The organism is Mesorhizobium sp. M0074, from assembly GCF_040322975.1.
Classification (GTDB): domain Bacteria; phylum Pseudomonadota; class Alphaproteobacteria; order Rhizobiales; family Rhizobiaceae; genus Mesorhizobium.
In genome coordinates, this window is record NZ_JAMYUM010000013.1 from 141609 (window position 1) to 153743 (window position 12135).

9 protein-coding genes and 1 pseudogene are annotated in these 12135 nt (G+C 57.2%); 7 read left to right on the plus strand and 3 right to left on the minus strand.

From position 1 onward, the window contains the following. Nucleotides 1-419: 419 nt before the first annotated feature. The 3 genes from NKJ73_RS19095 to NKJ73_RS19105 all read left to right on the plus strand — a co-directional run bounded on the left by NKJ73_RS19095 (nucleotide 420) and on the right by NKJ73_RS19105 (nucleotide 5089). Entirely contained in the window at nucleotides 420-2063 is a 1644-nt protein-coding gene (locus NKJ73_RS19095) for a hypothetical protein (protein WP_352570602.1), read from the plus strand. 96 nt (nucleotides 2064-2159) lie between these two features. Beyond that, the gene (locus tag NKJ73_RS19100; RefSeq protein WP_352570603.1) at nucleotides 2160-3767 is read left to right on the plus strand and encodes an ATP-binding cassette domain-containing protein; all 1608 of its coding nucleotides are present in this window, start codon (nucleotides 2160-2162) and stop codon (nucleotides 3765-3767) included. Next, nucleotides 3764-5089 (plus strand): HlyD family type I secretion periplasmic adaptor subunit, encoded by a 1326-nt coding sequence (locus NKJ73_RS19105; RefSeq protein ID WP_352570604.1) that lies wholly within the window; start codon nucleotides 3764-3766, stop codon nucleotides 5087-5089. The genes NKJ73_RS19100 and NKJ73_RS19105 overlap by 4 nt, the downstream gene beginning before the upstream one ends. A gap of 68 nt (nucleotides 5090-5157) precedes the next feature. On the opposite strand, the gene NKJ73_RS19110 is transcribed toward NKJ73_RS19105, so the two are convergent. Next, nucleotides 5158-5298, minus strand: coding sequence for a hypothetical protein (locus NKJ73_RS19110; protein ID WP_352570605.1), 141 nt, complete (start codon nucleotides 5296-5298; stop codon nucleotides 5158-5160). A gap of 182 nt (nucleotides 5299-5480) precedes the next feature. Here NKJ73_RS19110 and NKJ73_RS19115 point away from each other — a divergent pair, with 182 nt between their 5' ends. Then, nucleotides 5481-6578, plus strand: coding sequence for a cupin-like domain-containing protein (locus NKJ73_RS19115; protein ID WP_352570606.1), 1098 nt, complete (start codon nucleotides 5481-5483; stop codon nucleotides 6576-6578). A gap of 15 nt (nucleotides 6579-6593) precedes the next feature. Here NKJ73_RS19115 and NKJ73_RS19120 read toward each other — a convergent pair. Next, nucleotides 6594-7783, minus strand: a protein-coding gene (locus tag NKJ73_RS19120) for an IS3 family transposase (RefSeq protein WP_352570607.1) whose coding sequence is annotated in 2 segments (ribosomal slippage) — nucleotides 6594-7534 and nucleotides 7534-7783 — 1191 coding nt in all. Because the reading frame shifts where the segments join, the coding sequence is not laid out codon by codon here. 389 nt (nucleotides 7784-8172) lie between these two features. Here NKJ73_RS19120 and dctP point away from each other — a divergent pair. From dctP to NKJ73_RS19135, 3 genes and pseudogenes are all read left to right on the plus strand, one after another. Next, a complete protein-coding gene (gene dctP, locus NKJ73_RS19125) occupies nucleotides 8173-9291 on the plus strand; it encodes a TRAP transporter substrate-binding protein DctP (RefSeq protein ID WP_352570608.1) in 1119 nt (372 codons plus the stop codon). 109 nt (nucleotides 9292-9400) lie between these two features. Beyond that, a complete protein-coding gene (locus tag NKJ73_RS19130; RefSeq protein ID WP_352570609.1) occupies nucleotides 9401-10450 on the plus strand; it encodes a TRAP transporter small permease subunit in 1050 nt (349 codons plus the stop codon). Between the two features lie 84 nt (nucleotides 10451-10534). After that, nucleotides 10535-11823: pseudogene (locus NKJ73_RS19135) on the plus strand (TRAP transporter large permease). 168 nt (nucleotides 11824-11991) lie between these two features. Here the strand turns inward: NKJ73_RS19135 and NKJ73_RS19140 are convergent. Then, nucleotides 11992-12114: a hypothetical protein gene (locus NKJ73_RS19140; protein ID WP_352570610.1), complete on the minus strand. Its 123-nt coding sequence runs from the start codon at nucleotides 12112-12114 to the stop codon at nucleotides 11992-11994. Nucleotides 12115-12135: the final 21 nt, after the last annotated feature.

Genomic DNA, 12135 nt, shown 5'->3' on the forward strand with positions numbered 1-12135 from the left:
GAAGATGTGGCGCATTCCACCACATTTAAGCACGCTTTATCTCTGATCCCCCGCGTTCAGCCTAAACGCTACGGCCGCAGCATCCGGAAGTCGCGTTCTTATTCTCTTGAAAGACCAGTGGATTTCCCGCCGGCCTGATCCGGACAATGCAGCTGGATGGTATGTGGCCTCGCGGGGAGATGTCGTCATGCATTCGAATGGCAGAGATCCAGACATTATAGTGTTAATAGCCGTTAAAAGTCGTCAGCTTGGGTATGTATTTTGGGCCATCTAATGCTATTTATCTAATCATATTTATCCAATCATATTGGTTATTGGATAATCGGTTGCAAATGGAGAGGAGTATAGAAAAGGGCTTAATCTTATACATAGAACAGAAAAGACTTCTAAATGCCATCCAAATGTAAGTTGGGGGGTTCATGTCCGTTTCAAGAATTAAGCGCGGGCGCCTGAAGAGAGCTAAACGAGCATTCGCCACCCGCCGGGTCGCCGCATCTCACATGCGCACACTCGTTACCGGACCTATACAGCCCGTCGCTGGCGATCTTGTTTTGGCGCGCGTTGATGAACTCGGCAATCACAGCAGACTGGAGCTCATCTGCGGGCGAAAGGCGATCATGTTTCGCGGAGATGAGATAATCCTCTGTTATGGAAACAGGTACGCTCCTGACCAGTTCGAGGCGGTAATAGGCCCCGATCTGGGGCCGTGCGACTTGGTAGCGGGGGGCGGCATCGCGGCATGTGAGCTTTCCAGGCATGCTCGCATGCTGGCGCCAACCAAGATCACCCCGCTCGGCCTGATTGGCGACAAGTTCGGCCGCCGGCTAAACGTGTGGGATTACAAGGTCAGCTCAGACGATTTACCCCCTTCCCTGCCGATTGTTCTGTCGCTTGGGACGTCAATGAACGCCGGCAAGACATTGACGGCAACGTCATTGGTCCGAGGGTTCAAAAAGGCGGGACTGAAGGTCGCGGCACTGAAAATTACAGGAACTGGCTCGGGTGGCGACACCTGGATTGTGCGGGATGCCGGAGCCGACATCGTTCTTGATTTCACAGATGCCGGATTTGCAACGACGTATTTAGCCCCGGTAGAGTTGATTGAGAAGGGTGCTTTCCGCCTACTGAACCATGCCGCCGAAAATGGATGTGACGTCGCTGTTATTGAGATTGCCGATGGGCTGCAGCAGAAGGAAACTTCCGAGCTAATTCTGGCTGAATCTTTTCGGAGCATGGCTCTTGGCGCGATTTTCGCTTCCTATGACGCGATGGGAGCAAAGTATGGAGTTGATACCCTCCGCGCTGCTGGCCACAAGGTACTTGCAATTAGTGGCAGGATCGGCCGATCGCCGCTCGGTGTGAGGGAGGCTGAAGAAGCCACTGGCCTGCATGTCTATTCCCCATGGGAGCTCCAGGATGGGGCACTCAGCCCCGTTCTAAAGGCTCGCGCTTCTGAAAAACTGGCTAACGGACAGGGCAATAATCCATATCTACGGCGTATTGCTGATTCCCCAAATCCAATGACGGCACTCGACCAGGGTCGAGCCTATTCTTCCCAACTGCGAATTGATTTTTTGGGGAAGCTCGCGCACGAACTGATTCTGGCAGAGTTGGGAGAAACACCTGGCCCCGGAAGGCCTGCCAGTGACAGCAGGGCGACATGGCCCAGTCCCTTTGGGAGCGTCTCGGTCACCTTGCCCGAGTTGCTATCGCAAAGCTCGAACCCCGCATTTATGTCGATCCAGGCGCCCGCTGAGTTGATTGAAGCGGCAGTGCTGGCAAAAACCCGTGGAGCCCTCAAGTCATCTCTGGGCAGCCTGGTCCAAGCCCTCGGGTGCCCTCCCCTGTCCGCCACCCAAATGTACAACCTCGTGAGCGGAGCTTGGTCGATGTTCGAGGCAGTTGATCACGATGAACACCTTTGGGCAGCAAATCGGCTTCAGCCAAATGTTCTTGCGGGACCTGCTTTGAGCCCTCATGACGATTTGGATGGGATGATCATGAATTTCTCGGGAATTTTCAACGAGGACCCCGACCAGCATGCCCCGCTTGGACGGGCATGAAAGACGGTGTCCTTGCTGAGAACACGAGGTAGGCGGCGGTACAGCGCCCCCCTCAGCGAAATGTGGCGAAGGTCGATACCTGGCCTTGCTGCGGTTGTGGGTTTTGGTGTCTGTATCAATGCGCTCCGATTTGCTGGGCCGCTTTATTTTATACAAATATTCGACCGGGTCATTTCCAGCCGCAGCGTGGAAACCCTCGTTATTCTGACCTTGGCCGCCTTGCTCGCTCTGGTAACCGGCGTCGTGCTGGAAGCCATTCGTCGTCGTATGCTTTCCCGCTGGAGCGTTTGGATCGAGCACCACTTGACCAGCCAGTCCGTGAAAGCCGGATTGACGGCAGGCGTCCCCAATCCGCCGCTTCTGACCAGCATCGAGAAAGTCTCCAGCTTTGTTGAGCGAGGGCTAGCTGCTTGGCTGGACGTGGTCTGGGCTCCCGTTTTCCTGTTATGTGTATACTTGATCCATCCTGTTCTCGGCCTGATCGCGTTGGCAGGCATGGCTTTGCTGACAGGTATGAGCCTGCTCAAAGAAAAGATCACACAAGAGCCCCGCCAAGCTGAACGTGAAGCTGCCAAGCAGGCGAAAGAGGTATTGATCTCAGCGGAAAGGCACAAAGACGTAGTCGGCGCCTTCGCAATGGCCGACGCGATCGCCGGTCGCTGGGGTAGGAACAGAGTAGATGGCTTTTTGCAGCGGGAGCGGCTTAATGCCAGAGGATCGAGCCTTGATGCAGCGATCCGGGCGCTGAACCGTTGCGTTTACATAGTTCTATTGGCATCGGGCATCTGGCTGTTCCTGAACGATTCGGCGTCCCTCGGAGGCGTATTTGCAGCCCGGCTCATTGCCAGATTTGCTTACAGAATGGTGGAAAAGGCAGTTCGGGAGCTCAGAAGCCTCAGGGAAGCGCGGGAGGGATACTCCAAGATCAAGGCGGAGCTTGCCAAACCGTTGGACGTAGAGCCGTCTCTGCTTCCTGGAACGCCGCAAGGCTCGTTAGTTCTCGATCAAGTTACATTCAGGCATGCTGGATCGCGAGCAGACGTATTTAGGAAACTGTCGCTTTCTCTGGCTCCTGGGGAATTGCTGCTGGTCATAGGACGTGCAGCCACCGGCAAGACGACGCTTTCGCGTCTTCTCATTGGTTTGCTCAAGCCCCGCACCGGTCAGATCCGCTTGGGAGACATGGACATAACCAGGCTTCCGGATAATGTTAGAGTTGGAGGCATCGGCTATTTACCTCAGCACGTTGAACTTTTTGAGGGAACCGTCGCGGAAAATATTGCACGTTTTCAACAAAGTTCTATCGATGACGTGGTTTCCGCAGCAAAAATAGCCGGAATACACGAAGTTATCATTCGTCTGGGCCAGGGTTATGACACTTTGCTTAACGACTCGGTCGGCCTGTCCGGGAGTGAACGGAAGCGAGTAGCCCTTGCCCGCGCGCTCTTTCGCGCGCCGAGACTTATTGTCTTGGACGAGCCATTCGCCAATTTGGACGCTGCCTCGAAGAAGACCCTCGAGTCGGCGGTTAGGCTTATGAAGGATGCGGGAAGCTCGGTAATTGTCACCATATCCGGACAGACCAACCGTCTTGCCGGATTAGTTGATAGGTCGCTGATCCTAGGAAGTCGATCGCCTGAGCTCACCGAAGGTTCGGTTCCTCCCGTTCGCTTCGGGAAAACTGAATTGCGGAGCGTTAAATGATAGCTACGCTCGCCCGTGACACCGAACACTCTGGTACCCAGCAAGCCGAGGATCCGCCGCCGTTTGGTAGGCGTTTAGTGATCTCTGGTTTCGCGATTGTCGCTGCCTTCTCGACTCTGACCGGCATGTGGCTTGTCGCGGCACCTATCCAGGGTGCGGTCTTGGCCACCGGGGTGGTGAATGTCGCGTCAAACGTAAAGACAGTTCAGCACCTCGAAGGCGGCATCATATCAGAGATATTGGCTCAAGAAGGAGATCGCGTGTCGCCAGGCCAGGTGTTGATACGATTGCAAAACACCGCTTCGGCGGCTGCTGCAAATGAAATCAAGGCGCAGTGGTACGAGGCGAAGGCTACGGAAGCGCGCTTGGTCGCGGAAAGAGATGGAAAGGACTCGATCGAAATTCCGCCTGAATTGAAAGCGTCCGGCAAATTGGCAGCGGATGCTGTTTCCGGGCAGGAGAGTGTCTTTCGGACACGTCAAAACCTCTTCAGAGAGCAGCTCTCCCTGCTGCAGCAAGCAACCGGAAGCATGGCGAAGGAGATAGAGGGTTTTGAAGGGCAAGTGGTAGCGGCTACCCGGAAGCTCGAGCTGATCGAGGAGCAATTAGGTGATGTGCGCAGCCTGTACGAAAGGAAGTTGGTAGTCAGGACGCGCCTTGTAGATTTGGAAAGAGAAAAGGCGGACGTGGGAGGTGCCCTAAGCGGGTATGTAGCGTCGATCGGCGCGACCCAGCAAAAGATGGAGGAGACGAAATTCAAGATTGCCGAACTTAGCGCCTCGACGACGGCCGATATCGTCGAGACACTAGGAGAAACCCGCGCCAAAATATACGAATACGAGCAGCGAATGGCCGCTGCTGATGACGTGGCGACGCGTACCGAGATACGTGCTCCTATCGGAGGCACCATAGTGGGACTTAAGGTCCACACGAACGGAGGGGTCGTAACGGCGGGAGAGCCGCTGATGGACATCGTCCCTCAGGAGGATAGCTTCGTTGTTGTGGCAAACGTTGACCCCCTCGACGTCGATCAGGTGAAAGTGGGGCTGCACGCGACGGTGTGGCTTAGCGCTGTGAACAGACGTTACCAGCAACCGATGAGCGGTGACGTTCGCACTCTTTCAGCTGACCGGCTAATTGACCCTCGGACCGGTCAGGCTTTTTATTCAGTCCGAATTGTTCTGAGGCCGGAGTCTTTGAAGCCTGGAGCATTGCAAGCTGGAATGGGCACACAGGTCATGATCGAAACTGGAGCGAGGTCAGCATGGGAGTATCTCAGCGCGCCGGTCTATGCCGCTATGGGACGTGCTCTTCGTGAATAAAGAGAAACGAGCAATAGACAAAGACTTTTACGCTCCCGTTCAAGTATAATTGGGGCGAGTATCGAGTATTATGTCCTCTTCCAGATTCGCGGCCACCAGTCGACGCATCGCCGCCGCTCGGCCCTGTCGACGGCGCGCATGCGCAGGCCGAACTCGACATTCTCGCGCACGGTGAGGAATGGAAACAGCGCCAAGCTCTGCCAGGCCATCGGCGTGTCCCGCTGCCAGGTGACGGCTTTCGTCGATCAGCACGGCCATTGAACACCAAGTGTCTGGATCGCTGCCATTCGAATGCACGACGACGTCGCTCCCGACAGCCACATATCATCCAACTGAAACGCAATTTGTATTTCATTTCTTTGATTAAGGTCATCTCAATAAGGGTGGAACCATGGCCAGCAACGCCAAACTCGCTGAATCAGCTCGCGAAACGCCAAAGCTTAACATGAAACCGATCGAGGAGATTGACAGCAAGCAAATCTCCACGGCAATCCGACAAAATCGGCCGTTTGTTGTTCGAGGCTGGGTTGCAGCCTCCGACGGTTGGGGATTGGATGACCCCAAATGGGCGCGGCATACCGGGCAGGTTACGGTGGTTCCAGGGGACGAGACCACGGTTTCCACTGCATCCTATGTCTTACGCAAGAGCGGGATGACACACGAAATGACCTTTCGTGAGTTGTTCGAGCGGATCCTAGGCCAGGGGGAATGGCAACCACTGATCGATGCAAACGAGCGCTACTACATGTTTGGCGGGAAAGTCCCGAGCAGTCTTCTGGAGGCATTGCCTTGGCCAAGCGACCTGGAGTTCGTTGGCTCGTCTCCCTATGTTGCTTCCGAAGGGGTTACCGCCAAGGCGCATTATGATCATTGGTACGCATTCCTGGTGCAGCTACACGGGACAAAAGCCGTAAAAATGTTCCCCCCTTGGGATTATAGTTTCATCTATCCGCAGCATGAAAAGACGGCCGACAAGCCCAGGCGGGCGCTTGTGGATTTGAATAATCCCGATTTTGACCAGTTCCCGTTGTTGAATCAACTGCATGGAGAGATTGCCGTACTGAATGCAGGTGACGTTTTGTATATGCCGGTCGATTGGTGGCATGAGGTTGAAACCGAGGGATTCTCTGTCAGCATCAACCGGCGTTTGAGACGGAGTGCGCTGGACTGGGCCGGCGCACTGCTTGTATTCGGCTATCAGGTCCTGCAAGGCGCATACCGTTACGGCATCGAACCGATCCCCACCGACGAAATTAAGACTCTGGCCCAGCATGCCTATGTTGAGTGGAAGAGCGACACCGGCAAAACGGAATACGATCAATGGTGCGCATTCCTGGCGCAGTTGGGGCGGGACCAAGCAAAGGCGTTGCGGATCCCCGAAGATCTCGGAGTCCTCATGGCGCGGTGGTTTCAGACCGAGCAAGACCTAACGAAGGCAGAGTTTGAGGCGCTCTCGCATCCCGCGGTTGGACTACCTGTTCGGCAGTGACCTTGCCCCCAGTTTCTATCCAGTTTTGAGTTCGTTTCCGGCGTGGGTTGTGCCCTGCTGGGCGGGTGAAGCGACGGGCGCTGGCGCGGAGCCTTTGGCACAGCGCAGCGCGAGCGACCGTCGCAGATTGAAGGTGGTGGCGAACTCGGCCGGTGTCTGCCAGGCGATTTGGGAATGCGGCCGCGCGGTGTTGTAGTCGGCGCGCCACAGGGCGATGGCGACGCGTGCCTGAGCCAGCGAAGTAAACAGCGTCTCGTTGAGCAGTTCATCGCGCAGTCGGCCGTTGAAGCTCTCGATGAAGCCATTCTGCATCGGCTTGCCGGGCGCAATGTAATGCCATTCGATGCGGTTCTGATCCGCCCAGGAGAGGATGGCGTTCGAGGTGAACTCGCTGCCGTTGTCGCTGACGCTCATTCTCGGCCGGCCGCGCTCGGTGATGAGCCGGTCCAATTCTCGGGCAACCCGCATGCCCGAGAGAGACGTATCAACGATGAGTGCCAGGCACTCTCTCGTGCAGTCGTCGACGACGGCCAGGATGCGGAAGCGGCGCTCGTCTGTGAGCTGGTCCGATACGACGTCGAGCGACCAGCGCTCGTCGGGCCTCAGCGGCACCACCATCGGCGCCCTGGTCCCGATCGCCCGTTTGCGGCCGCCACGGCGGCGAACGGCGAGCTTCTCCTCCCGATAGAGCCGGAACAGCTTCTTGTGGTTCACGACCAGGCCCTCCCGCCTCAGCATCACGAGAAGACGCCGGTAGCCGAACCGGCAACGCTCCTGCGCGATCGCCTTCATCCGCTCGCGAAGCTCGCGGTCGTCCGGCCTGTTGGTCTCGTAGCGAACCGTCTTGCGGCAACAGCCGATGGCTTTACCCGCCCGCCGTTCGCTCATCCCGAAGCCTTCCTTCAGGCGAGCGACAGCTTTCCGCTTGGCCGCGGGCGTCACCATTTCTTTCCCACAAGATCCTTCAACGCGGCATTGTCGAGCATGGCGTCGGCCAGGAGCCGCTTCAGCCGCGTGTTCTCGTCCTCCAGAGCCTTCAGTCGCCGAGCCTCGGAGACATCCATCCCGCCGAAGCGGGCCTTCCAGTTGTAAATCGAGGCGTCGCTGACCCCGTGCTTGCGGCACAGATCGGCAACCGATACCCCGGCCTCATGTTCCTTCAAAATTCCGATGATCTGATCTTCAGAGAAGCGGCTACATTTCATGTCCTGGTCCTCTCGATGGGCCAGAACGAACTTCAAACCGCATTAGATCAGAGGGGCAAGGTCAACCTGGCCAATGTTTCGGCTTAAGAAGCAGGGACGGAAGCCGCACCGAGCTTCGTATAAGCCGAAGGAACGCCGCGTTGACTAGCCGATAACCCACTAAAACCGTGGATTTATTGAAACCGCACGAGCATATTACGGGTCGGGCGCGCAGTGGTTGAAAATGCTTGCGTCGCGCTATGTTATTTGCATGCTGCGCCGTTTCTTTCTCTGTCGTTCGTGGCGCTGGCATGCTCTGATCCCTCAAAAAGGATGTGTCATTGGTTTTCAGTTTTTGAGACCGGCGGTGGGCCTATCGTTTGTCCGCTTGCCGAACAGGGAGGAAGACAATGGACGGAGAATCGCATTCCAAATCAAGGCGAAGCTTCCTGAAGTCGAGCGGACTTGTCGCCGGGCTGACGGCGACGGCGGTTACCGCTCCCTGGGTTCGAAGGGCAGGAGCCGCTGACACAATCATCTGGAAAATTCAAACCTCGTGGCCGGCTGGCGTCGGACTTGAAACTTTCCAGAGCTGGTGTGCGGCCATCAAGGAAAAGACCGGAGGCCAACTCGAATTTCAGCCGTTCAAGGCAAAGGACATCGTTGGTGACTTCGAACTCCTCGACGGGGTGAAGAACGGCGTTCTGGAAGCGATGAACTCGTTTTCACTTTACTGGGCCGGTAAGCTTCCCGCTGCGGCGTTCCTCTCCTCTTACACGATGGGGCTACGCTATCCGCACGAATGGGACATCTTTTTCTATTCGAAAGGTGGTCTGCAGGCCGCGCGCGACCTTTATGCGAAACAAGGTCTTTACTACGTCAACCGCATTCATCACGGCCCGAACATCATCCACTCAAAGACACCGATCCGCTCGATCGAGGATTTCAGAGACCTGAAGCTGCGCGTACCTGGCGGCATGATCGCCGAGACATTCGCAAAAGCCGGCGCCAAGACGACGCTGCTGCCGGGCGGCGAGGTGTTCTCCGCGCTGGAGAAAGGCACGATCGATGCAGCCGACTACACTGGGCCGGCGGTAAACTGGGCGCTCGGGTTCCAGCAGGTGACCAAGTACATTTCCATGGGCCCAGCCGGTCTGATGTCCGTATACCAGCCCGTCGACCTGATGGACTTTGCCGTCAACATGAATGTCTGGAACCAACTCCCGGACAACCTCAAGAAGTTCGTGGAAGACGAAATCCAAGTCTATTCCAATGTCCATTTCGGGGCCATCCAGAAGGCCGACATGGGGGCCTGGCAGAAATTCCTGGATGCCGGCATTGAAATCAATCGGCTTGGACCGGAGGACCTCCAGAAGTTCCAGGAAATCGCGGTGCCAATCTGGTTCGAGTGGGCCAACAAGGATAAGGACGCGGCGCGCATCTTCAAACTGCAGCTTGAGGTGATGGAGAACCCGACCGTCGGTTATGTGACGCCGGACATGTATCAGGGATTGTCGATCAACCTCTGAGGCTCTCCGCGCCCGTCCTGTCCGGGCGGGCGCACTCTCCTGCAAGAGGCAGTCGCCGATGCCCTCACTCACATTTGTGCTGCCGCACTGGCTATACTGGTCAAGCCTCGTGCTTTTCCCGCTCGTTGCGGTCTTCCTTGTCCATCGCGAGCGGGCACAGCGCGATGCCGGCCGTCCAAATCTCTTTCTTGCCTACCTGTTCCTGGTCACTGCAGGCTTCCTCGGCATGCACCGGTTTTATCTGAAGAGCAGGTGGGGATTCATTTTTATCCCGCTGTTCATTGCAGTGCTTTGGACGAGCGCCCAGGTACGCGACGGACGTGAGGCAGTGTCGCTCGCGCGATCCCAGAGCGAACACGCCGAAAGGCTGTTGCCGCGTGCCAAGGCAGATGTCGCAGCCAGCAAAGAAGGCGCTGCCGATCGCCTGGCGAAAGCTGAGGCAGACGCCACGGTGGCGCGCGATAATCTGAGCGCCGCCGCCCATGGGCTCGAGCGCGCCAACAGCATCGGCCGAATTGCCGGACTTCTGCTTGGTCTCGCTCTCGCAGGCGACGCCCTTCTAATACCCGGTCTTGTGCGGCGCGCCCGCACCCGTGAGATCGAGCGCGCCGCGGCCGACCATCCGCTCGTAGTCGATGTGCCAGCCACGCCCGTCAAGCAACCGCTCGCGTTGTTCCAGCCGGTCGACTGGCTGGTACGCGTGACGGGCGAGTTCGTCGCGTATTGGTCGGTTCTCGCAGTGGTGGCGTACTACTACGAAGTGGTGGCCCGTTTTGTTTTCAACTCACCGACCAACTGGGTACATGAAAGCATGTTTCTTATGTTCGGCATCCAGTACATGCTGGCAGGCGCCTATGCCTACCGTGACGAAACGCATGTCAGGGTAGACATCGTCTACAGCCATCTCTCCGAACGCGGTCGTGCTGTCTGCGACATCATCACCTCGGCCTTCTTCTTCTTGTTCACCGGCACCATGCTGGTCACAGGATGGCGATTTGCGAGCGATGCCACGGCTGTTGGCGAACGCTCATTCACCGAATGGGGCATCCAATACTGGCCGGTAAAGCTCGCGATCCCCATCGGGGCAGCGCTCCTGTTGCTTCAGGGCCTATCCCGGCTGATGCGAGACATCGCCACTGCATTTGGAAGGGTCGGCTGAGCGATGGGCCTCGAGCTTCCGATCCTGTGGCTCAGCATATTGATGTTCGGGGGTCTGGGCGTACTTTTGCTGCTCGGATTACCGATGGCCTTTTGCACCGGCAGCCTTGCCGTGCTTTTCCTCTTTCTGTTCGGCAATTCGGCCATGCTGAACATGCTGCCGTCTCGGGTCTTCCCGTTCATGACGGATTATCAGCTCTCGGCGGTGCCGCTTTTCATCTTCATGGCCGCGATTCTCGAGAAGGCGGGCATCATCGAGGAGCTGTTCGATGTCGTCTACAAATGGCTGGGCGGACTCAAAGGCGGGCTCGCATCGGCCACGGTGATCTCCTGCACGCTGCTGGCCGCGATGGTCGGTGTCGTCGGGGCGACGGAAGTGACGATGGGCATGATCGCGCTCCCGGCCATGCTGCGCCGCAACTACGACGCCAAGCTCGCCTGCGGCTCGCTTCTTGCTGGCGGGACCTTGGCATTCTCATACCCCCTTCCGTCATGGCGATCGTCTATGCCGTCGTGGCGCAGCAGTCGCTGGGCGAGCTTTTGATCGGGTCGGTATTTCCCGGGCTGCTGCTGTCCGGGATGTATGTCGCCTACGTGACGGCGCGCTGTTACATCGACCCCAAACTCGGCCCGGCGTTGCCGCCGAACGAGCGCATTGACTTCGCCCAAAAACTCAAGCTTTTGCGCCGGACGTTCATGCCGATACTGCTGATCCTGCTTGTGCTCGGGGTCATCTTCATGGGCATTGCCACGCCGGTCGAAGCCGCCGGCATCGGTACGTTCGGGGCTTTCATCGTCTGCGCCGCACATCGGCGCCTGACCTGGGACACGATCCGGGAGGCCTGTGTCGCGACGCTCAAGGCCACGGCGATGGTCATGTGGATATTCTTCGGCGCCACCATGTTCGTCGGTTTCTTTATCCTGAAAGGTGGGCAGAACTTCGTAGCCGAATCGATACTCGGAACAGGCTTGGCGCCTTACGGCGTTCTTGTTCTGATGATGATCATTCTGTTCGTCCTGGGCATGTTTCTGGACTGGGTGGGCATTCTCCTTCTCACCGTACCGATATTTCTGCCCATCCTAAAGACACTCGAATTCGGCGGCACGTTTGGGCTGGCCGGTGTGGCTCCTGAAGACGTGCCACTGTGGTATGGTGTCATTTTCATGGTCAACATGCAGATGGCGTTCCTTAGCCCGCCTTTCGGCTATTCGCTGTTCTATCTGAAGAGCGTTGCGCCGCCGGAGATCTCGATGGCGACGATCTTTCGATCCGCAGTCCCCTTCTTGTGCCTGCAGGCGATCGGAGTGGGACTGTGCATCGTGTTCCCCTCAATCGTCGTCTGGCTCCCGAAGGTCATGTACGGAGGCAATTGACCACATTTGCGGCTTGCCGACACCGAGGATCAGTCGAATTTGATAGCTTTTCGCTTGAACGGCGTCACCTTTTTGCCTTCCTTTGCGCGTCGTCATGAGATCGCTTCTTGAAACAATCCTGGCTGCGAGTGCGGGTGTATCGCACTCGACCAGTCTTGGTTATCTCGCCTACGCCGCCCCGGGAATGCCGCGCCATCTGTCCTTGCCGAGATGGCCAAGGAACCCGCCGCCGATCAGATCGTTTCGCGATAGATCAACCGGACGAGGAGAGACATGCTCGAAATTCTGCATGCTCACAATCGCGGGACACCG

Excerpts from the sequence above, each read along its gene's own strand:
- NKJ73_RS19115 (WP_352570606.1), top strand. The coding sequence starts at position 5,481 with ATGGCCAGCAACGCCAAACTCGCTGAATCAGCTCGCGAAACGCCAAAG.
- NKJ73_RS19105 (WP_352570604.1), top strand. The coding sequence starts at position 3,764 with ATGATAGCTACGCTCGCCCGTGACACCGAACACTCTGGTACCCAGCAA.
- dctP (WP_352570608.1), top strand. The coding sequence starts at position 8,173 with ATGGACGGAGAATCGCATTCCAAATCAAGGCGAAGCTTCCTGAAGTCG.
- NKJ73_RS19095 (WP_352570602.1), top strand. The coding sequence starts at position 420 with ATGTCCGTTTCAAGAATTAAGCGCGGGCGCCTGAAGAGAGCTAAACGA.
- NKJ73_RS19140 (WP_352570610.1), bottom strand. The coding sequence starts at position 12,114 with ATGCAGAATTTCGAGCATGTCTCTCCTCGTCCGGTTGATCTATCGCGA.
- NKJ73_RS19110 (WP_352570605.1), bottom strand. The coding sequence starts at position 5,298 with ATGGCCTGGCAGAGCTTGGCGCTGTTTCCATTCCTCACCGTGCGCGAG.